Source organism: Reyranella massiliensis 521, from assembly GCF_000312425.1.
In the GTDB taxonomy this organism is placed as follows: Bacteria; Pseudomonadota; Alphaproteobacteria; order Reyranellales; family Reyranellaceae; genus Reyranella; species Reyranella massiliensis.
On sequence record NZ_HE997181.1, the window covers coordinates 4680212 to 4699363 of the forward strand.

The window sequence follows — 19152 nt, forward strand, 5'->3', positions numbered from 1 at the left end:
TCACCTCATGAAGTGCGGGCTTCCAGGATCCGAATCAGATCGCCGACACGGCGAAGGCCCAAACGGGCTGGCGAACCCTTCTTTTCGACGCCGAGCAGATAGAGGCTTTCGGCGCCGATGAACGCGTTGGCAACGAGAGCTGCGAATTCCTCGGGCGAAAACGGGCCAAGCGTTCCGAACTCGACTTCGGCCCTGCGTGCGGCGTTGCCGATCAGTTCTATCCAGCCCATCAAACCGGTACGGACGATCTCGGCGACCGTCGGATCGGCCCAACTCGCCGCAATCATCTCCTGCAGGACGCGCACATAGCCAGAGGCAATATCGTCTTCGAGATAGTCGCAGGCCCGGTCCCATTGCTCCGACAGTTTGAGCGAGGGATCGCCGAACAGGGCGTTCTGGCGATCGAGCAGTTGCGTGTTGAGATACTCGAACAGCGCCAGTACGAGGCCCTGCTTCGATCCAAAGTGATAATGGATCTGGCTGAGCGGAACGCCGGCCGCTGCAGCGACGTCCCGCGTCGACAGGCCGGCGTAACCTTTGTCATGCAGCATCTTTCTGGCGGCTTCGAGCAGCGAGATGTCCGTCTCGGCCTTTTTCGCCGTTGTCTGCTTCAGCTTCATCAAGGCCTCTCTTGCGCGGCAGAGGGAGGAGCATCGATACCTGCTCACGGTAGCGGCGGTACTGATCGCCAAACAAGGCGATTAGGTCGCGCTCTTCGAGATAGATACCGATCAGGATGTAGCCCGTCGTCGCGACGGCAAACAGCAGATGGCCTTGCGTCATCGTTGGCGTCGACCAGAAGGCCAGCAGGAAGCCGAGATAGATCGGATGTCGCACGTTCTTGTAGAGGAACGGCGTCCTGAAGACGGGTTCCGGCACGCGCGTCCCGCGCAAGCGGGCGTAGACCTGCCGCAAGCCGAACAGTTCGAAGTGATTGATGAGGAAGGTGCTGAGCAGCACCAGCCCCCAGCCCAGCCAGAACAGGATGGACAGAACGATCACACCGAGCGGCTGCGTCACCGACCACACCATTTCGGGCATCGGCCGCCACTGCCAGCAGAGCAGCGCCAGGGCGAGGCTCGCCAGCAGCACATAGGTCGTGCGCTCGACGGGAGGTGCCACGAACCGGGTCCACCAGCGCTTGAAGCCGGGCCGGGCCATCACGCTGTGCTGGCCGGCGAAGAGACCCAGCAGCAGGACGTTGACGATCAGGGCCTCGCCGAGAGGCCGCACCGATCCGCTGTCGATGCTCTTGGGGACCGGCAGGTTGCCGACGAAGGCGATGGCGTAAAGGAAAGTGCCGAGGAAGAAGACGTAAACGACCGCGCCGTAGAGAGCCGAAGCAATACCGCCCATGGTTGCCTCCTGGTTCAATTCGGTCGACCGACCGACATTTATGCGATATAGTTCGGTCGACCGACCGAGTCAAGGTTCACCTAATGCATTGGGCGGGACGTCTACGCTCAAATCAGTGAGGATTGATTAAGAGCCATGGCCGCATCGCTGGGGTCAGTCCCCCAGCGGCGGCAAGAGACGGTGCTTTTAGACCGTCCGTTCGACCATCAGCTTCTTGATCTCGGCGATGGCCTTTGCCGGGTTCAAGTGCTTCGGGCAGGTCTTGGTGCAGTTCATGATCGTATGGCAGCGATAGAGCCGGAACGGGTCCTCGAGCTGGTCGAGGCGCTCGCCCTTGGCTTCGTCGCGGCTGTCGGCGATCCAGCGATAGGCCTGCAGCAGGATGGCCGGGCCGAGATAGCGCTCGCCGTTCCACCAGTAGCTGGGGCACGAGGTCGAGCAGCAGAAGCACAGGATGCACTCCCACAGGCCGTCGAGCTTGGCGCGCTCCTCCGGCGACTGCAGACGCTCGCGCGTCGGCGGCTGGGTCGTCGACTTCAGCCACGGCTCGATCGAGGCGAGCTGCGCGTAGGGCACGTTGAGGTCGGGCACCAGATCGCGCACCACCGGCATGTGCGGCAGCGGGTAGATCTTGATGTCGCCCTTCACCTCGGAAATGTACTTGGTGCAGGCCAGCGTGTTGGTGCCGTCGATATTCATCGCGCACGAACCGCAGACGCCTTCGCGGCAGGAGCGCCGGAAGGTGAGCGAGCTGTCCATCTCGTTCTTGATCTTGATCAGCGCGTCCAGGACCATCGGACCGCAGGTGTCCATGTCGACTTCGTAAGTGTCGACCGACGGGTTCTTTCCGTCGTCGGGCGTCCAGCGGTAGATCTTGAACGTCTTGATGTTCTTGACGCCCGCAGCCGCCTTGTACGTCTCGCCGGTTCCGATCTTGGAATTGGCGGGAAGAGCGAACTCAGCCATTTCTTCCTCTCGAACTCAGTAGACGCGCGCTTTGGGTGGGAACGACTGGACGTCGTTGGTCATCGGCTGCAGGTTGACCGGGCGATAGTCGATCCGGGTCTTGCCCGTCTTCTCGTCGACCCACACGACCGTATGCTTCAGCCAGTTCTTGTCGTCGCGCTCGGGGAAATCCTCGTGCGCGTGCGCGCCGCGGCTCTCCTGCCGGTTGGCGGCGGAATAGATGGTGCCCTGAGCCTGGAGGATCAGGTTCTCGAACTCCAGCGTCTCCATGAGGTCGGAGTTCCAGATCATCGAGCGATCCTTGACCCGGATGTCGTCCTTGCCGGCGTACACCTTGTCCATGTTCTGGCAACCTTCGGCCAGGCTCTTGGTCGTGCGGAACACCGCGCAGTCGTTCTGCATGGTCTTCTGCATGTTGGCGCGGAGCTGCGCCGTGCCGGTGCCGCCGGACGCGTAGCGCGCCTTGTCGAGACGGGCGATCGCCTCCTCGCCGGCATTGCGCATGTCCTTGTGCGGCTCGCCGGGCTTCATCAGCTCGGCCACGCGGTTGGCGGCGGAGCGACCGAACACGACCAGTTCCAACAGCGAGTTGGAGCCGAGGCGGTTGGCGCCGTGCACGCCGATCGAAGCCGCCTCGCCCAGCGCCATCAGGCCCTGCACGACGGTGTTCGGATCGCCGTTCTTCACGGTCATGACTTCGCAGTGATAGTTCGCCGGGATGCCGCCCATGTTGTAGTGGCAGGTCGGCAAAATCGGGATCGGCTGGCGGGTGACGTCGACGCCGGCGAAGATGCGCGCGGTCTCGGCGATGCCCGGCAGGCGCTCGTGGATGATCTTCGGATCGAGATGCTCGACGTGCAGCTCGATGTAATCCTTGTTGGGGCCGCAGCCGCGGCCTTCGCGAATCTCGATGGTCATCGATCGGCTGACGACGTCGCGCGACGCGAGATCCTTGGCCGACGGCGCATAGCGTTCCATGAAGCGCTCGCCGCTGGCGTTGGTGACGTAGCCGCCCTCGCCGCGGACGCCTTCGGTGATCAGGCAGCCCGCACCGTAAATGCCGGTCGGATGGAACTGAACGAATTCCAGGTCCTGCAGCGGCAGGCCGGCACGCAGCACCATGGCGCCGCCGTCGCCGGTGCAGGTGTGGGCCGACGTGGCGGTCGAGTAGACGCGGCCGTAGCCGCCGGTCGCCAGCACGACGCGATGGGCGCGGAAGCGATGGATCGTGCCGTCGTCGAGGTTCCACGCCATGACGCCGCGGCAGACGCCGTCGTCCATGATCAGGTCGAGCGCAAAATACTCAATGAAGAACTCGGCGTGATTCCGCAGCGACTGCTGGTAGAGCGTGTGCAGGATCGCGTGGCCGGTACGGTCGGCGGCGGCGCAGGTGCGGTGGGCGATGCCCTTGCCGAACTCCGTGGTCATGCCGCCGAACGGGCGCTGGTAGATCTTGCCCTCGGGCGTACGGCTGAACGGCACGCCGAAATGCTCGAGCTCGATGATCGCCGGGATGCCATCGCGGCACATATATTCGATGGAGTCCTGGTCGCCGAGCCAGTCGGAGCCCTTGACCGTGTCGTACATGTGCCAGCGCCAGTCGTCCGGGCCCATGTTGCCGAGCGCCGCCGAGATGCCGCCCTGCGCCGCCACGGTATGGCTGCGGGTCGGGAATACCTTGGTGATGCAGGCCGTCTTGAAGCCCTTGTTGGCCATGCCGAAGGTGGCGCGCAGGCCGGACCCGCCAGCACCGACCACGACCACGTCGTATTCGTGATCGATGATCTTGTAGGCGTTGCCGCCGATGCTGAACGTACCTGCCGCCGCGCCGTTGCTCTTGCCGCTGCTTGCCTCGGCCATGTTCAGCCTCCGAATCCGATACGCAGGATGGCCACCGTCGCCGCCAGCCCGAAGAACACTGCAATGAACCTGATGGCGATGATCGACGCCAGCTTCAGCCCCTCGCTATGGACATAGTCCTCGATCACGACCTGCATGCCGAGCTGGGCATGGTGCAGGCCGATGACGACCGTCAGGATCAGCAGCACCATGACGACCGGCGAGCCGATCCAGGCACGGGCCGCGTCGTAGTCGGCGCCGCTCAACATCACGAGCGAGACGGCAAACCAGACGACGAGCGGGATGAGCGCGACGGCGGTGAGGCGCTGCACCCACCAGTGATGCAGGCCGTCCTTGGCGGAGCCGAGGCCCCGGGCGCGGGACAGGGGGGTTCTGAGGTCGCTCATATTCGATCTCCTCAGACCAGCCGCAGGCCGACGATCCACGAGGCGGCCGTCGCCACAACGGCAACCACCACCACGATCCAGCCGCTGCGATCGGCATCCTTCAATTCGAAACCGTAGCCGGCATCCCAGAAGAGATGGCGGATGCCGTTGAACAGATGGAAGAAGAGGCTGAACAACCAACCGCCCAGCACGATGCGGCCGACGATCGAGCCGTTGAAGCCCTGGAACATCGCGTAGGTCTGGGGACTGGCCGAAGCGAATACGACCCAGGTCGCGAGGTAGAGCGCACCCACCGACAGGGCGATGCCGGTTGCGCGATGCAGGATCGACAGGTTCGCCAGGAACGGCAGTCGATAGACTTGCAAATGGGGAGAAAGCGGCCGACTGGTCGGCCGATTGGCAGCGCTCATCGCGTCGAAACCTCAAATGCCTTGAAGCGGCTGTACTTTTGTACCGCTCAACCGCTTCAAGTCAACGAATGTCGGCTTTGCGGGCTGGTTAAGTCTTGGATTCTGCAATGAAAAACCGTCAGCCGAACGGCATTCACGCAGCACGCCGCGGCATCAGCAGCCAATAGTCGAGATCGAGCACGACGGCAGGATGATACTTGCCGTCCGCCCCCTTGCCCGGCCACGAACTGCATGGGCAATCCTTGGCCGCAATGCTTCTCATTCGCAATGCACCGAGATCGGTGCGGCCCGGCAGGGGCACCTTCTCCAGCACTTCCGACCAGGCATAGATCGTGTCGCCGCCGAAGGTCGGCGCGACATGGCTGCCGGCATTGATGGCGGCGACGCGGAAGCCGTTGGCCAAGCCGTTGAACGACAGCGCCCGCGCCAGCGAGATCACATGGCCGCCATAGGCAAGCCGCCGGCCAAAGCGCGTGCTCTTGCCGGCGAAGGCGTCGAAATGCACCCGCGCGGTGTTCTGATAGAGCCGCGTCGAGAACATATGGTCGGAGTCTTCGAGGGTGATGCCGCTCACATGGTCGATTCGTTCGCCGACCTCGTAGTCTTCCCAGCGATAGGACGAGCCGGCGGCAACGTCGTCGTAGCCCGCGAGCTTCAAGCCCGCCGGCACGATGAGATCGGCCGGCGCGACCGACGGCGCAGTCTTCGGGACCACGGTCTCGGGCACGGCGGCGGCCGGATCGCGCTTGTGCACCATCACCCAGCGCACATAGTCGAGCACCATCTCGCCACGCTGATTGACGCCAGTCGAGCGCACCCAGACGACGCCACTGGCACGGTTGGAGTTTTCGCGCAGGCCCAGCACAATCGAATGCGCCGACAGCGTGTCGCCCGGGTAGACCGGCACGCCCCAGCGGAATTCGGCATAGCCCAGGTTGGCGACGGCATTCAGCGAGATGTCGGGCACGGTCTTGCCGATCACGACATGGAACACAGCCAGATCGTCGAGCGGCGCACGCGGCAATCCCAGCGCGCGGGCGAACTCATCGGACGAGTTGATCGCGAAGCGCGAGCCGTAGAGCGCGACGTTCAGCGCCGCGTCCGCTTCCGTCATGGTGCGCGGCGTGGCGTGGCGGATCTCCTGGCCGACGCGGAAATCCTCGAAGAAGTTTCCGGCGACCGCTTCGCTCTTGGTCTTTGCCTTGCTCATGCCGCCTGCAGCTCCTTGATCGCCGTGGCCAGCGCCAACGCGCGCTCGGCCTGCTCGACATGGAGGTTTTCGATCATGCGTCCATCGACGGTGACCACACCCTTGCCTTCGGCCTGTGCGGCCTTGAAGGCGGTAACGATCTTGCCGGCCATCTCGAGCTCGGCGGCCGACGGCGCAAACACCTCGTTGCAGGGTTCGACCTGGCTGGGATGGATCAAGGTCTTGCCGTCGAAGCCCATCTCCAGCCCCTGCTGGCAGACGGCGCGGAAGCCTTCGGCGTCCTGGATGTCGTTGTAGACACCGTCGAGGATGGTGAGCCCATGTGCGCGGGCGGCCAGCATGCCGAGCCCCAGCGCCGTCACCATCGGCAGGCGCATGGGCGTGTGGCGCGCGCGCATGTCCTTCACCAGGTCGTTGGTGCCCATGACGAACAGAGTGAGCCGCGGATGCGAGCCCGCCACTTCGTCGGCGCGCAGGATGCCCTTCGGCGTCTCCATCATCGCCCACACCGCCATCGACTTGGGCGCGCCTGCGGCATCGAGCTGGGCAACCACGCTGGCCACCTCCGCCGCAGTTTCGACCTTCGGCACCAGCACTGCGTCGGCGCCGGACTTGGCGATGGCAGCGATGTCGGCCTTGCCCCACGGCGTGGACAGACCGTTGCAGCGGATCGCAATCTCGCGCTTGCCATAGCCCTTGCTCTGCGCCGCGGCCACGACGTTGGCGCGCGCAGCTTCCTTGGCGTCGGGCGCCACCGCATCCTCGAGATCGAAGATCAGCGCATCGGCCGGCAGCGACCGCGCCTTCTCCAGCGCGCGCGTATTGGCACCCGGCATGTAAAGGACGCTGCGGCGCGGACGAACGGATGCGGACATGTCTGGGCTCCCCAACGGTCCTTGGCGAAAACGCGGCGGACTATAATGCCGAGCTTCCTTGTGGCAAGGTGGCTCTCGGCCATGCGCTTCCTCTCGCTCCAGAGCCATGTTGCCTACGGCTACGTCGGCAATCGGGCAGCAACCTTTCCGCTGCAACGATTGGGCCACGAGGTCTGGGCGGTGAACACGGTCGAGTTTTCCAACCACACGGGCTATGGCGCCTGGCGTGGCCGCGCCGCATCGGCCGAGCAGGTCGGCGAAATCGTGCGGGGCATCGAGGCGCTGGGCCAGTTTGCCCGCTGCGACGGATTGCTCACCGGCTATGTCGGGGATGCCGCCCTCGCCAACGTGATCCTCGATACCGCACGGCGTGTGCGAGCCGCCAATCCGCGTGCCCTGTGGTGCTGCGATCCGGTGCTGGGAGACATCGACACCGGCATCTACGTGAAACCCGGGATCGATACTTTTTTTCGCGAACAGGCTATTCCCGCCGCCGACCTCGTGACGCCGAACCATTTCGAGCTGGAGCATCTGACCGGGCGCCGGATCTCGACCCTTGAAGAAGCGCTGTCCGCAGCGCGGACACTGCTCGGCGGTCCTCTCGGCGGCCCAAGGCTCGCTCTCGTCACCAGCCTGCGACGCGCCGACGCGCCGGCGAACATCATCGAGATGGTCGCCGTGACGCCGGACGCCGCCTGGCGTGTGGCTACGCCCCTGATCGGGTTCGAGATTGCGCCCAACGGCACCGGCGATGCCGTCGCAGCGCTCTTCACTGCCCACTGGATTGCCGGCAGCGACGTGGCCCATGCCCTGGGCAAGGCCGCTTCGTCGATCTTCGCGGTCCTCGAAGTAACGCAGGCGATGGGTGAGCGCGAGCTCCAGCTCGTGGCCGCGCAGGAACAGCTGGTGGCGCCGCCGCGTTCCTTCACGGCAGAAAAACTGTAGCGCCGCGATGCAGGTTCCGGGCTTCGTGTTCAATCCAATCGGGATCGCCATCGAGGGGGCGGTGATCGGCTTTCTGATCGCCGTGCCTGTGGGACCGGCCGCTGCCCTCTGCATTCGCCGCTCCATCACCGTCGGCGCCATGGCAGGCTATATGACCGGGATCGGTGCCGCCCTGGGCGATGCCGTGTTCGGTGCCGTCGCGGCGTTCGGCCTGTCGTTCGTTCAGACGTTCGTCGCCGAACACGAAGCGTGGCTGCTCGGCCTCGGCGGCATCGTTCTGGTGATCATGGGATGGACGACGATGCGACACCGGCCGCGCAATGTCGGCGATCCCGTGGCCGACGACCGTGAGCATCGGCTCTCGACGCATTTCCATTATGCGACGTCGAGCTTCTTCATCACCGTGTTCAATCCGCTGACGGTGATGGCCTTCGGCGCGGCTTTCGCCGGCCGCAATCTCGCCGGCGTCGGCGGCAGCCTGCCCGACGCGTCGCTGCTGGTCGCCGCCGTGTTCTGCGGCGCGCTCGCCTGGTGGACGATCATCTGCACGGCATCGGTGGCGCTTCGGGCGCGCTTCACCGGCACCGGCATGCTGTGGCTCAACCGCTGCTCAGGCGCGGTGATCCTGGGCTTCGGCGTCGCCGCCCTGATTTCGCTGCTGCCGCTGCCGTGGAAGCAGATCGGCCGGACGCTCGGCATCTGACGCCGAGCTATTGGATCGGCGGTCGCGAAATCGCCCCTCCCGCGACTGCGGAAGGGGCGACGCGCATCAGATCCGCTCGATGATGATCGCCGGCGCCATGCCGCCTGCGGCGCACATGGTGACCAGACCGAACTGCTTGTTCTGCCGCTCAAGCTCGTCGAGCACGGTGCCGATCAGGATGGCGCCGGTCGCCCCGATGGGATGGCCGAGCGCGATCGAGCCGCCGTTGACGTTGACCTTGTCGCGATCGAGATCGAGATCGCGTACGAACTTCTCCGAGACGACGGCGAAGGCCTCGTTGATCTCCCAGAGATCGATGTCGGACTTCTTCAGGCCGGCCTTTTCCAGGACCTTTTTGGCGGCCGGCACCGGCGCGTTGAGCATCAGCTCGGGGCTGTCGCCCATGTTCGCCATGGCGACGACGCGGGCGCGCGGCTTGAGACCGTGGGCCTTGGCGTAGTCGGGTGACGCGAGCAGGACGGCCGCCGAGCCGTCGACGACGCCGGAGGAGTTACCGGCGTGATGGACATGCTCGATCTTGAGGTCGGGATAGGCCTGCAGGATGAGCGAACGGTAGGTCATGCCCTTGTCGTCGAGCGGGGCATCGGCCATGGCCGCAAAGGCGGCCTTCAGGTTCGCCAGCCCCTCGCGCGTCGTCTGCGGACGCGGATATTCCTCGCGGTCCAAGGCAAGCGTGCCATCTTCCTTGTAGACGGGGATCAGGGACTTGTTGAAGCGGCCCTCGGCGATGGCGACGGCGGCGCGCTGCTGGCTGATGTAGCCCGCCTCGTCCAGCGCCTGGCGCGGGATCTTCTCGAGCGTGGCGATGGCGTCGGCGCAGACGCCCTGATGTGTCTGCGGATGATGCAGGCGCAGGCGCAGATTGCCGTTGTCCATGACCGGCGGGCCGCTGCCGCGGCTACGGTCCATCGACATCATTTCCGTACCGCCGGCGACCACCAGGTCTTCCATGCCCGACTTGATGCAGGCGGCGGCGAGGCTCACCGCACTGATGCCCGAACCGCAGAAGCGGTCGATCGTGATGCCGCTCGCCTTGACGTCGTAGCCGGCATCCAGCGCCGACATGCGGCCGAGATCGCCGCTCTGCTTCGAGACCTGGGCGGCAGTCCCCCAGATCACGTCGCCGACTTCCTTGGTGTCGATCTTGTTGCGTTCGGCGAGCGCCTTGAGGACGGTCGCGCCGAGCTGCTGCGGATGAACCTCCCACAGCGCGCCCTTGCCGGCCTTGCCGACGCCGCGCGGCGTGCGGCAGGCGTCGATGATCCATGCTTCGGTCATTGCTTTCTCCTTCCTCGGGTCTCAGCTCAGCGCGGCGCCATACGAATGGCGCCGTCGATGCGGACGTCTTCGCCGTTGAAGTAGCCGCAAGTGATCATCGTGTGGGCGACCTGCGCGTATTCCTCCGGGCGTCCAAGGCGCTTGGGGAACGGCACCGAGGCGGCCAGGGCAGCCTTGACGTTCTCCGGCGCGCGCGCGAGCAGCGGCGTGTCGAAGATGCCGGGCAGGATGGTATTGCAGCGGATGCCCTCGTTCGAGAGGTCGCGCGCCACGACGAGCGTGATTCCGACGACGCCGGCCTTCGAGGCGGTATACGCCACCTGGCCGATCTGACCGTCCTCGGCCGCGACCGACGCGGTGTTGAGGATCACGCCGCGATCGCCGTCGGACTGCGGCGCGAGCGTCAACATGCCCGCCGCCGACTTGGTGATGCAGCGGAACGTGCCGATGAGATTGACGTTGATGATGCGCTCGAAGTTCTCGAGCGGATACTCCTTCGGCTTGCCGGTCGTCCGGTCGAGCGAGGCTGTCTTCTGGGCACCGCCGCCGACGCCGGCGCAGTTCACCAGAATGCGCTCCTGCCCGTGGGCCGCCCGCGCCTTCGCGAACCCGGCCTCGACCTCTTCGGTCGAGGTCACGTTGACCTTGCAGAAGACGCCGCCGATTTCCTTGGCCAGCTTCTCGCCCTGTTCTTCGTTGAGGTCGAAGATCGCGACCTTCACGCCGTGCGAGGCGAGCATGCGCGAGGTGGCCGCGCCGAGGCCGGAAGCGCCGCCCGTGACGACCGCCGATACTGTCTTGTCGAGTTGCATTGTGGTCACTCTCAAATGATCGCCCCGTAACGGGGTCCAACCAAGACTGTTAGAGCATCGCCCTCATCGCCACCAGCTTGGTTGCCCGCTCCAGCCAGCGCAGAGCGAACCACAATTTTCGATCAGCGATTTCCAGCCCAAGACGCCGCAGCACCTCGCGCCCAAGACCTCAAGCCAGCGTGCAGCTTTCCTCGAAGGTGAAGCGCGGGCTGCGGGCAAAGAGCTTCGCCGGATCGCCGTAGCCGATGTTGCACAAGAAGTTCGACTTCACCTTGCCGTCGGGAAAGAAGGCCTGGTCGACCTTGGCATTGTCGAAGCCGCTCATGGCCCCGCAATCGAGGCCGAGCGCGCGTGCGGCGACGATCAGATAGGCGCCCTGCAGGCTGCCGTTGCGGAACGCCGTCGGTTCGGCCGACGGCTTGCCCTTGAACCAGGTGATCGCCGTCTGGTCGTGCGGGAACATTCGCGGCAGATGCTCGTAGAATTCGGGATCGTAAGCCACGATCGCCGTCACCGGCGCCGCCATGGTTTTCTCCGTATTGCCGGCGCTGAGAGCGGGCCGGAGCTTCTCCTTACCTTCCTTGGTGCGCACGAAGACGATTCGCGCCGGCTGGCAGTTGGCCGATGTCGGACCCCATTTCATGAGGTCGTAGATGGCGCGAAGTTGATCGTCCGTTACCGGCTTTGGCAGCCAGCCATTGTGAGTGCGGGCCGAGCGGAAAATACTGTCCAGCGCCTTGTCGTCGAGCATCGAATTCCTCTTTGAAGTTGATGAACCCTAACCAAGCCCACCGTGTCGGTCGAGGCACGCAGCTGTGATCGGGTTACGAGGTCGCAACCCCTTCCCGCTACGCGGATTGTGCTAGGTTCGTCGCCAGCCGCACACAGGGTTTTAGTCGATGCTGCTCGTTCCGCTCGATCCTGCGAAGTTCAAGGATGCGTTCACCACCGCCAAGGGCGAGCAGCGCGCCCATGTTGTGCTGAAGGCGCTCGACACGCTGTGGTTCAACACCGGCACGCTCTGCAATCTTACGTGCCGCAACTGCTATATCGAATCCTCGCCGCGCAACGACCGGCTGGTCTATCTGACGGCCGCCGAAGTCGGCGACTACCTCGACGAGATCGAACGCGACGGCCACGCCACCCGCCTGATCGGCTTCACCGGCGGCGAGCCTTTCATGAATCCCGAACTGCCGGCGATGCTCGACGACGTGCTGTCGCGCGGGCTCAAGGCGATGGTGCTGACCAACGCCATGAAGCCCATGCACAAGATGAAGCCGGCGTTGCTCGCCTTGCTGCAGAAGCACGGTCGCAACCTCACTATTCGTGTCTCGGTCGATCACCATGGCCGCGAACTGCACGAAGAGGAGCGCGGCGCAGGAAGCTGGAAGCCGACCCTCGACGGGCTGAAATGGCTCTGCGACTCGGGCTTCGACGTCCATGTTGCGGGGCGACATTTCTCGACGGAGACCGAAGAGGAAGTACGCGCCGGCTATGGCCGGTTGTTCGACGGGCTCGGCCTGTCCATCGACGCGTGGGATCCCGGAACGCTCGTGCTGTTCCCCGAGATGGACCCCACGGTGGACGTGCCGGAGATCACGACGGCCTGCTGGGGCATCCTGAAGAAGTCACCCGACAGCGTGATGTGCGCCTCCTCCCGCATGATCGTGAAGCGCAAGGGCGCAGCGCGGCCGGCCGTCGTCGCCTGCACGCTCCTGCCCTACGATCCGCAGTTCGAACTGGGCGGGACCCTGGCCGACAGTATTGGCGCGGTGCCGCTCAATCATCCGCATTGTGCAAAGTTCTGCGTCCTGGGCGGTGCCGCCTGCAGCCAGTAGCGACGGACCTCGACGTCGTCATCCCGACTTTGAATGCGGGCAGCACCCTGGCCCGCACGCTCGATGCACTTCGCGACAGCGACCTCGGTCTGCGGATCACGGTCTGCGATGGCGGATCGACCGACGATACCGTCGCCATTGCGCAACAGGCCGGCGCCACGGTCGTGACGGTGAGTACGGCCGGCCGCGGCCCACAGCTCGCGGCCGGCGCGACCGATGGCAGCGCGCCGTGGATTCTCTTCCTGCATGCCGACACGGTGCTCGGAACGGGCTGGAATGCCGTCGTCCGCAGCTTCACGTCCCGCAAGACGAATGCCGGAAGGGCCGGTTACTTCCGCCTGCGCTTCGACACGTCAGATCCCCGCGCGCGCCGCGTCGAAAGGCTCGCCACCCTGCGATGTCGCCTGCTCGGCCTCCCCTATGGCGATCAGGGGCTGCTGATCTCGCGCGCGCTCTACGAATATCTCGACGGGTTCAAGCCCCTGCCTCTGATGGAGGATGTCGAGTTCGTGCGCCGCATCGGCGCCAGGAACCTGGTCGCACTCGACGCCGAGGCCGTTACGTCGGCGGTGCGCTACGAGCGCGACGGCTGGCTCAGGCGCCCGTTGCGAAATCTCGGCTGCCTTAGCCTCTACTTTCTCGGCATGTCGCCGCGCACCCTGCAGCGGCTCTACGGACGATGACCCGCCATCTCGTGATCTTCGCCCGCGCGCCGCAGGCTGGCCGCATCAAGCGACGGCTCGGCGCCGAGATCGGCATTCTGGAAGCGGCCCGCTTCTACAGGTCGTTGCTGGCCCGGCAGATCGCTCGACTGGTCCGGGATCGTCGCTGGACAGTCTGGCTGTTCGTCACGCCGGACAATGCGCTCGATCATGTTGTCTGGCGCCGCCTCGTGCCGACAGTACACCGCCGGCCGCAGCGGCAGGGCGACCTCGGCCGGCGCATGAAGCTGCCCTTTCTGTCGTTGCCGCCGGGGCCGGTCGTCCTGGTCGGCAGCGATATTCCGCATTTGCGCGCGCATCACATCGCCCACGCCTTCGCTTTGCTAGGACAACACGACCTCGTCTTCGGTCCGGCACGCGACGGCGGTTTCTGGCTGATCGGCGCCAAGAGGACGAAACCGCTTCCGCAAACATTGTTCGCCGGCGTGCGCTGGTCGACATCGACCGCGCTGGCCGAGACGCTGGCCGGCTTGCCGAAGCATGTGACGACGGCCTTGGCGGACACGCTGGACGATGTCGACGACGCCGAGACGTACCGGCGGCTCTAGAAGCAGCTACCGGCTCTTGAGGGCGTGAAGCTCGGCGCGGACCGCGGCGAACACCGACGTCCAGTCCCCGGGCATGGACTGCCGGAACAGGCGGGTCGAGCGGTACCAGGGCGCGCTGTCGCCACCGAGCTGCCAGCGCCAGTCGGCCGCCGACGGCAGCAGCACCCAGGTCTTCATGCCCATCGCCGCGGCCAAATGCGCCACCGGCGCGTCGATCGAGATCAGCAAATCGAGCTGCGACAGCGCGGTCGCAGCTTCGGCAAAGTCGAAGATGCCACGGCCGACATCGTGCACCAGGCCGCCGGCGCCGAACTGCTGGATATCCTTCTGGTGCACGCCACCCTGCAGGCTGAACACCAGAAGTTCGGGATCGCCGGCAAGCGGCAGGAAATGCGAGAACGGCACCGAGCGCTGTCGATCCTGCGCCTGGCCGGGCATTGCCGCCCAGTAGATGCCAACCCTGAGCTTCGCTTGCTCCAGCGTGCCGAGCTTGATGCGGCTGTCGTCCGGCGCGCGCAGATAGGCGGACTCGGCGGCGAGCGCGATGAAGTCCGTACCGCAAAGATGCGGCAGCGACACCATCGACGCATGCAGATCAAATTCGGGCAGCCCTTCACCTTCGGCCACCACCTCGTCGACATAGTCGACGGCGCACAGCAGCTCCTTGAGAAGCGCCTGGCAGAGCACGATCACCGTCGCCCCGCGGCGCTTTAATTCGCGCGCGAAACGCACGAACAGCAGCGCGTCGCTCAAGCCCTGCTCGGGATAGAGCAGGATGCGTTTGCCTTCAATCGGTCCGCCGTCCCAGGCGGGTTGCCCGAATTCCGGCGCCGGCGTTTCCGGCAGACGCTTGCGGGCTTCGTAAGCCGCGAAGCCCGACGCCAGCTCGCCACGCATCAACAGCGCGATCGCGAGTTCGACGCGGGCGCGACGGTTGTCGGGGGTGAGCGTCAGGGCGCGACTGAAGCAGCCGACGGCTTCGTCGAGACGACCGAGATCGCGCAGGCAGAGCGCCAGATTGAAGAAGCCCTCGGCATAGTCGCGATTGAGCGCGATCGACTGGAAGTGATGCTTCACCGCTTCGTCGGGCCGATTGGCGGCACGCAGCGCATTGCCGAGATTGGAATGCAGCGCAGGGTTCTGCGGATCGGCCGCCAGCGACAGGCGATGATGCGCGACCGACGCTTCGAGCTTGCCGGCCAGCCGCAGCGCCACGCCGAGATTGTTGTGCAGCTCGGCGTGATAGGGCCGCACGGCAAGCAGCCGGAGATAAGAAGAGATCGCCTCGTCGAGACGGCCGGCACGATGCGCCTGCGAGGCCAGCCGGAGCTGCTGCACAAAGCTGTCAGCATCGCTGCCGAACAAAGGCGTCGGCGCGTCGGTGGCCGTGGACTCCGGCCTCGTGGGATGCAGCGTCGGCGTGTCGTTCACGGCACTCGCTCGTACGGGAGCAGTGTATCCTACATCAGCCCGTCATCTTAAACATCTGCGGGCGCATAGAAAAACGGCGCGGTCCCGAAGGTTCCGCGCCGTTTCAATGTCCGGAAAAGCGGACGATCGCAGCTAGATATAGCCTTTGATCAGCTCTTCTGCGATCTGGATCGCATTCAGCGCCGCGCCCTTGCGCAGATTGTCGCTGACCACCCACATCGACAGGCCGTTGTCGACCGTGGGATCGACGCGCACGCGGCTGACGAAGACGCCGTCCTGTCCGGTGATCTCCTTCGGCGTCACATAGCCGCCGGGCTCGCGCCGGTCGACGACGAGCACGCCGGGCGCGGCCGCAAGCAGGCGCCGCGCCTCGACCTCGTCGAGCGGCTTGTCGAGCTCGACGTTGATCGCCTCGGCATGGCCGATGAAGGTCGGCACGCGCACGCAGGTCGCGTGGACCTTGATCTTGGGGTCGAGGATCTTCTTGGTCTCGGCCACCATCTTCCACTCTTCCTTGGTCGAACCGTCTTCCATGAAGACGTCGATCTGGGGAATGACGTTGAAGGCGATGTTCTTCGTGAACTTCACCGGGTCGAGCGTCTGGTTGACGAAGAAGCTCTTGGTCTGGCTGACCAGCTCGTCCATCGCTTCCTTGCCGGCGCCAGACGTCGACTGATAGGTCGACACGACGACGCGCTTGATGCCGGCCGCTTCGTGGATCGGCTTCAACGCCACGACCATCTGGATGGTCGAGCAGTTCGGGTTGGCGATGATGCCGCGGCCCTTGTAGCCGGCGATCGCCTGCGCGTTGACCTCGGGCACGACCAGCGGCACGTCGGGATCCATGCGCCAGAAGGACGTGTTGTCGATCACCACGGCGCCGGCCTTGGCCGCGCGCGGGCTGTGCTCGGCCGACACCTTGGCGCCCGGCGAGCTCAACACGATGTCGATGCCCTTGAAGTCGAATTTCGCGAGGTCCTGGACTTTCAGGATCGATTTGTCGCCGAACGAGGCCTGCGCGCCGACCGAACGGGCGGACGCCAACGCAACAACGTCATCGGCCGGGAAGTTTCTCTCGGCCAGGATCTGCAACATTTCGCGACCGACATTTCCGGTCGCGCCGACGACGGCGACTCTGTAGCCCATGACTATATGCGCCTTGTGTGCGCGCTCCTCTGATTGACGGACAGAGGGAGATACGCGCCGGGTCCCCCTTTTGCAAGGAAACCGCCGGAAACAGCGGATTGTTGCGGCATCTGGCCGATCTACGAAACCCCGCCGACACACGGTCTTGACGGCAACCGAGGCCCCGCCCCCATATCGGCGCGAAAGGGAGATTCAATGACCGAGACAGGCCTGCCGCTCGCAGGATTGCGCGTCCTGGATATCAGCTCGTTCATCGCCGCCCCCGCGGCCGCTGTAGTGCTGGGCGACTGGGGCGCCGACGTGATCAAGATCGAGGGGCCCGACGGCGACGCCAACCGCAAGATCATGCACGACTCGGCCAACTACCCGAAGGCCGAGGTCAACTATCCCTGGCACATGGATTCGCGCAACAAGCGCTCCCTGACGCTCGATCTCAAGCAACCGGCCGCGCGTGCCGCACTCGACCGGCTGATCGCCGTCTCCGACATCGTCATCTGCAACTTCCCGCCGCCGGTGCGCGACAAGCTCCGGCTCACCTACGAGGACATGAAGAAGGTCAACCCGAAGCTGATCTATGCGTCGCTGACCGGCTATGGCGAGACCGGCCCCGACCGCGACCGGCCGGGCTTCGACGTCACCGCCTACTTCGCCCGCTCCGGCCTGCTCGATGCGCAACGCTACGAAGGCGGCCCCCCGGGCGTGCCCGTGCCGGCGCAGGGCGACCGCGCGACAGCGATGACCTTGGTCTCCTCGATCCTGCTGGCGCTGGTCCACCGCATGAAGACCGGCGAAGGCTCGTGGGTCGGCACCTCGCTGCTGGGCAATGGCTTGTGGTCGTGCGGCGTAATCGCCCAGGCCGCGCTGGTCGGGGCTTTCCTGCCGCCGCGGCCGCCACCGGAACGTCCGCGCACGGCGCTGGGCAACATCTACCGCACCCAGGACGATCGCTGGATCCAGCTCACCATCGTGCGCGAAGACAAGCTCTGGGCGCCGCTCTGCCGTGCATTGGGCAGGCCGGAGCTGCTCGACGATCCACGCTTCGTCGAGATCGGCGAGCGGCGGCAACGTTCGGCCGAACTCGCGGCGATTTTCAGCGAAACCTTCGCCACGCAGCCCTACGAACACTGGCGCAAGGCGCTGGCGGCGCACGAGATCACCTTCGGCGTCATCAGCCGGCCGCAGGACGTTCCCGACGACGAGCAGGCCGTCCATGCCGGCGCCGTGGTCGAAACGGCGATCCCGGAAATGCCGCGCACGCTGGCCAACCCGATCCGCGTGAGCTTCGCCGAACAGCGCATCGCCCATCCCGCCCCGACACTCGGCCAGCACACCGACGAAATTTTGGGCGAGGTCGGCCTCACGACGGACGAGATAGCCGGTCTGCGCTCGACGGGTGCAGTGAAATGAGTGAAGCCCTGAGCAACGAGGAGCCTTTGCCGCTCGCCGGCCTGCGCGTCCTCGACATCAGTTCGTTCATCGCCGCGCCCGCCGCAGCCGTTGCGCTGGCCGATTTCGGCGCCGACGTCATCAAGATCGAGCCGCCCGTCGAGGGCGACCCGCACCGCAACAGCTTCCGCAACGCGAGCTACCCGCAAAGCGATCCGCCAGACGACCGGAATTTCCCCTGGCAGCTCGACGGCCGCCACAAGCGCTCGATCGCGCTCGATCTCAAGAACGCGGATGCCCGCACGATCCTCGACCGCCTGCTGCAGAAGGCCGATGTGCTGATCGTCAACTTTCCGCCACCGGCGCGCGAACGGCTGCGACTGCGCTGGGAAGACATCGAACCGATCAACCCGCGTCTCGTCTATTGTTCGCTGACGGGCTACGGCGAAAGCGGCCCCGACCGCGACCGGCCCGGCTTCGACATTACCGCCTATTTCGGTCGCTCCGGCATCCTCGATTCGGCGCGTTACGAAGACGGTCCGCCCGGCCTGTCGCTGCCCGCCCAGGGCGATCGGGCGACGGCGATGACCCTGGTAGCCGCGATCCTGCTGGGGCTGCGTCGTCGCGACCAGACCGGCAAGGGTGGCTGGGTCGGCACGTCGCTCTATGCCAACGGCGTGTGGGCCAACGGCACCTCCGCTGCCGGCGCGGTGATCGGCGCCAGGCTGCCGCCGCGCCATCCCCCCGACAAGCCACGCAATGCCCTGACCAATCTCTACCGCACCAAGGACGATCGCTGGCTGCAGCTCCTCATGGTGCGCGACGACCGTCTCTGGGAGAAATTCTGCACTGTCATCGAGCGGCCGGATCTGCTGGCCGACCCGCGCTACGCCGGACGTCCCGAGCGCCGCGCCCATGCCCTGGAGCTGGGGGCCGAGCTGGTTCCGATCTTCGCCGCCCGGACCTACGCCGAATGGGAACAGGCACTGGCCGGCACCGGCATTCCGTTTGGCGTCATCGGACGACTGGTCGACGTGATCGACGATGAGCAGGCCGAGCATGCCGGCATCTTCGCCGACACGACCAATCCCGAGATCCCGCGCACGGTGAACAATCCGATCCGTCTGGGCTTTGCGAAGCCGCGGCCGGCCGGCCCGCCGCCCGCGGTGGGCCAGCACAACGACGAGATCCTGCACGAAACAGGATTCAGCGAGGCCGAGATCGCGGCCTTCAAAAAGGCGGGCGCCCTGGGCTAGGAC

General features: G+C 65.5%; 20 protein-coding genes. 7 read left to right on the forward strand and 13 right to left on the reverse strand.

What is annotated here, in order from left to right:
- Positions 1-5 precede the first annotated feature (5 nt).
- The 8 genes from BN60_RS22880 to BN60_RS22915 all read right to left on the reverse strand — a co-directional run bounded on the left by BN60_RS22880 (position 6) and on the right by BN60_RS22915 (position 7063).
- On the reverse strand, positions 6-620 hold the full coding sequence (locus BN60_RS22880) for a TetR/AcrR family transcriptional regulator (protein ID WP_020698494.1): 615 nt from the start codon (positions 618-620) through the stop codon (positions 6-8).
- Positions 541-1356 (reverse strand): methanethiol S-methyltransferase, encoded by an 816-nt coding sequence (gene mddA / locus BN60_RS22885; protein ID WP_020698495.1) that lies wholly within the window; start codon positions 1354-1356, stop codon positions 541-543. The genes BN60_RS22880 and mddA overlap by 80 nt, the downstream gene beginning before the upstream one ends.
- Positions 1357-1542: 186 nt before the next feature.
- Complete coding sequence (locus tag BN60_RS22890) at positions 1543-2322, reverse strand: succinate dehydrogenase iron-sulfur subunit (RefSeq protein WP_020698496.1); 780 nt, start codon at positions 2320-2322, stop codon at positions 1543-1545.
- Between the two features lie 15 nt (positions 2323-2337).
- Positions 2338-4182: a succinate dehydrogenase flavoprotein subunit gene (gene sdhA, locus BN60_RS22895; RefSeq protein WP_020698497.1), complete on the reverse strand. Its 1845-nt coding sequence runs from the start codon at positions 4180-4182 to the stop codon at positions 2338-2340.
- A 2-nt stretch (positions 4183-4184) separates the two neighbouring features.
- Positions 4185-4568: a succinate dehydrogenase, hydrophobic membrane anchor protein gene (sdhD, locus tag BN60_RS22900; protein ID WP_020698498.1), complete on the reverse strand. Its 384-nt coding sequence runs from the start codon at positions 4566-4568 to the stop codon at positions 4185-4187.
- Between the two features lie 11 nt (positions 4569-4579).
- Positions 4580-4978 carry a succinate dehydrogenase, cytochrome b556 subunit gene (sdhC, locus tag BN60_RS22905; protein WP_020698499.1) on the reverse strand — a complete coding sequence of 133 codons (399 nt, stop codon included), beginning with the start codon at positions 4976-4978 and terminating at the stop codon, positions 4580-4582.
- A 133-nt stretch (positions 4979-5111) separates the two neighbouring features.
- Entirely contained in the window at positions 5112-6188 is a 1077-nt protein-coding gene (locus tag BN60_RS22910) for a MaoC family dehydratase (protein WP_020698500.1), read from the reverse strand.
- Entirely contained in the window at positions 6185-7063 is an 879-nt protein-coding gene (locus tag BN60_RS22915; RefSeq protein WP_020698501.1) for an HpcH/HpaI aldolase/citrate lyase family protein, read from the reverse strand. Before BN60_RS22915 ends, BN60_RS22910 begins: the two co-directional genes overlap by 4 nt.
- Before the next feature lie 45 nt (positions 7064-7108).
- On the opposite strand from BN60_RS22915, the gene pdxY reads away from it, so the two are divergent.
- The gene (pdxY, locus tag BN60_RS22920) at positions 7109-8008 is read left to right on the forward strand and encodes a pyridoxal kinase PdxY (RefSeq protein WP_342626626.1); all 900 of its coding nucleotides are present in this window, start codon (positions 7109-7111) and stop codon (positions 8006-8008) included.
- A 7-nt stretch (positions 8009-8015) separates the two neighbouring features.
- Entirely contained in the window at positions 8016-8711 is a 696-nt protein-coding gene (locus BN60_RS22925) for a LysE family translocator (protein WP_020698503.1), read from the forward strand.
- A gap of 66 nt (positions 8712-8777) precedes the next feature.
- Here BN60_RS22925 and BN60_RS22930 read toward each other — a convergent pair whose 3' ends face one another.
- The 3 genes from BN60_RS22930 to BN60_RS22940 all read right to left on the reverse strand — a co-directional run bounded on the left by BN60_RS22930 (position 8778) and on the right by BN60_RS22940 (position 11573).
- Positions 8778-10010, reverse strand: a complete 1233-nt coding sequence (locus BN60_RS22930) for an acetyl-CoA C-acetyltransferase (RefSeq protein WP_020698504.1) — start codon at positions 10008-10010, stop codon at positions 8778-8780.
- Positions 10011-10036: 26 nt separating this feature from the next.
- Complete coding sequence (locus BN60_RS22935) at positions 10037-10822, reverse strand: SDR family NAD(P)-dependent oxidoreductase (protein ID WP_020698505.1); 786 nt, start codon at positions 10820-10822, stop codon at positions 10037-10039.
- 169 nt (positions 10823-10991) lie between these two features.
- Positions 10992-11573 carry a malonic semialdehyde reductase gene (locus BN60_RS22940; protein ID WP_020698507.1) on the reverse strand — a complete coding sequence of 194 codons (582 nt, stop codon included), beginning with the start codon at positions 11571-11573 and terminating at the stop codon, positions 10992-10994.
- A gap of 148 nt (positions 11574-11721) precedes the next feature.
- Between BN60_RS22940 and BN60_RS22945 the strand changes: the two genes are divergently transcribed.
- The 3 genes from BN60_RS22945 to BN60_RS22955 are packed head-to-tail and all read left to right on the forward strand — an operon-like array spanning position 11722 to position 13930.
- Positions 11722-12660, forward strand: a complete 939-nt coding sequence (locus tag BN60_RS22945; RefSeq protein WP_020698508.1) for a radical SAM protein — start codon at positions 11722-11724, stop codon at positions 12658-12660.
- Positions 12615-13343, forward strand: coding sequence for a TIGR04283 family arsenosugar biosynthesis glycosyltransferase (locus BN60_RS30190; RefSeq protein WP_425357815.1), 729 nt, complete (start codon positions 12615-12617; stop codon positions 13341-13343). Before BN60_RS22945 ends, BN60_RS30190 begins: the two co-directional genes overlap by 46 nt.
- Entirely contained in the window at positions 13340-13930 is a 591-nt protein-coding gene (locus tag BN60_RS22955; RefSeq protein ID WP_020698510.1) for a TIGR04282 family arsenosugar biosynthesis glycosyltransferase, read from the forward strand. The genes BN60_RS30190 and BN60_RS22955 overlap by 4 nt, the downstream gene beginning before the upstream one ends.
- A gap of 6 nt (positions 13931-13936) precedes the next feature.
- On the opposite strand, the gene BN60_RS22960 is transcribed toward BN60_RS22955, so the two are convergent.
- Both BN60_RS22960 and BN60_RS22965 read right to left on the reverse strand, forming a co-directional pair.
- Positions 13937-15361: a tetratricopeptide repeat protein gene (locus BN60_RS22960; RefSeq protein WP_020698511.1), complete on the reverse strand. Its 1425-nt coding sequence runs from the start codon at positions 15359-15361 to the stop codon at positions 13937-13939.
- A gap of 132 nt (positions 15362-15493) precedes the next feature.
- Entirely contained in the window at positions 15494-16507 is a 1014-nt protein-coding gene (locus tag BN60_RS22965; protein WP_020698512.1) for an aspartate-semialdehyde dehydrogenase, read from the reverse strand.
- Positions 16508-16702: 195 nt separating this feature from the next.
- Here BN60_RS22965 and BN60_RS22970 point away from each other — a divergent pair, with 195 nt between their 5' ends.
- Both BN60_RS22970 and BN60_RS22975 read left to right on the forward strand, forming a co-directional pair.
- Positions 16703-17914, forward strand: a complete 1212-nt coding sequence (locus BN60_RS22970) for a CaiB/BaiF CoA transferase family protein (protein WP_020698513.1) — start codon at positions 16703-16705, stop codon at positions 17912-17914.
- Positions 17911-19149: a CaiB/BaiF CoA transferase family protein gene (locus BN60_RS22975; protein WP_020698514.1), complete on the forward strand. Its 1239-nt coding sequence runs from the start codon at positions 17911-17913 to the stop codon at positions 19147-19149. The genes BN60_RS22970 and BN60_RS22975 overlap by 4 nt, the downstream gene beginning before the upstream one ends.
- The last annotated feature ends 3 nt before the right edge of the window (positions 19150-19152 follow it).

What these genes read in the sequence shown, in the direction of transcription:
- BN60_RS22880 (WP_020698494.1), bottom strand. Translation starts at nt 620, where the DNA reads ATGAAGCTGAAGCAGACAACGGCGAAAAAGGCCGAGACGGACATCTCG.
- sdhC (WP_020698499.1), bottom strand. Translation starts at nt 4,978, where the DNA reads ATGAGCGCTGCCAATCGGCCGACCAGTCGGCCGCTTTCTCCCCATTTG.
- BN60_RS22965 (WP_020698512.1), bottom strand. Translation starts at nt 16,507, where the DNA reads ATGGGCTACAGAGTCGCCGTCGTCGGCGCGACCGGAAATGTCGGTCGC.
- BN60_RS22925 (WP_020698503.1), top strand. Translation starts at nt 8,016, where the DNA reads ATGCAGGTTCCGGGCTTCGTGTTCAATCCAATCGGGATCGCCATCGAG.
- sdhA (WP_020698497.1), bottom strand. Translation starts at nt 4,182, where the DNA reads ATGGCCGAGGCAAGCAGCGGCAAGAGCAACGGCGCGGCGGCAGGTACG.
- BN60_RS22930 (WP_020698504.1), bottom strand. Translation starts at nt 10,010, where the DNA reads ATGACCGAAGCATGGATCATCGACGCCTGCCGCACGCCGCGCGGCGTC.
- BN60_RS22940 (WP_020698507.1), bottom strand. Translation starts at nt 11,573, where the DNA reads ATGCTCGACGACAAGGCGCTGGACAGTATTTTCCGCTCGGCCCGCACT.
- pdxY (WP_342626626.1), top strand. Translation starts at nt 7,109, where the DNA reads ATGCCGAGCTTCCTTGTGGCAAGGTGGCTCTCGGCCATGCGCTTCCTC.
- BN60_RS22975 (WP_020698514.1), top strand. Translation starts at nt 17,911, where the DNA reads ATGAGTGAAGCCCTGAGCAACGAGGAGCCTTTGCCGCTCGCCGGCCTG.
- BN60_RS22915 (WP_020698501.1), bottom strand. Translation starts at nt 7,063, where the DNA reads ATGTCCGCATCCGTTCGTCCGCGCCGCAGCGTCCTTTACATGCCGGGT.
- BN60_RS22890 (WP_020698496.1), bottom strand. Translation starts at nt 2,322, where the DNA reads ATGGCTGAGTTCGCTCTTCCCGCCAATTCCAAGATCGGAACCGGCGAG.
- BN60_RS22945 (WP_020698508.1), top strand. Translation starts at nt 11,722, where the DNA reads ATGCTGCTCGTTCCGCTCGATCCTGCGAAGTTCAAGGATGCGTTCACC.
- BN60_RS22935 (WP_020698505.1), bottom strand. Translation starts at nt 10,822, where the DNA reads ATGCAACTCGACAAGACAGTATCGGCGGTCGTCACGGGCGGCGCTTCC.
- sdhD (WP_020698498.1), bottom strand. Translation starts at nt 4,568, where the DNA reads ATGAGCGACCTCAGAACCCCCCTGTCCCGCGCCCGGGGCCTCGGCTCC.
- mddA (WP_020698495.1), bottom strand. Translation starts at nt 1,356, where the DNA reads ATGGGCGGTATTGCTTCGGCTCTCTACGGCGCGGTCGTTTACGTCTTC.
- BN60_RS22955 (WP_020698510.1), top strand. Translation starts at nt 13,340, where the DNA reads ATGACCCGCCATCTCGTGATCTTCGCCCGCGCGCCGCAGGCTGGCCGC.
- BN60_RS22970 (WP_020698513.1), top strand. Translation starts at nt 16,703, where the DNA reads ATGACCGAGACAGGCCTGCCGCTCGCAGGATTGCGCGTCCTGGATATC.
- BN60_RS22910 (WP_020698500.1), bottom strand. Translation starts at nt 6,188, where the DNA reads ATGAGCAAGGCAAAGACCAAGAGCGAAGCGGTCGCCGGAAACTTCTTC.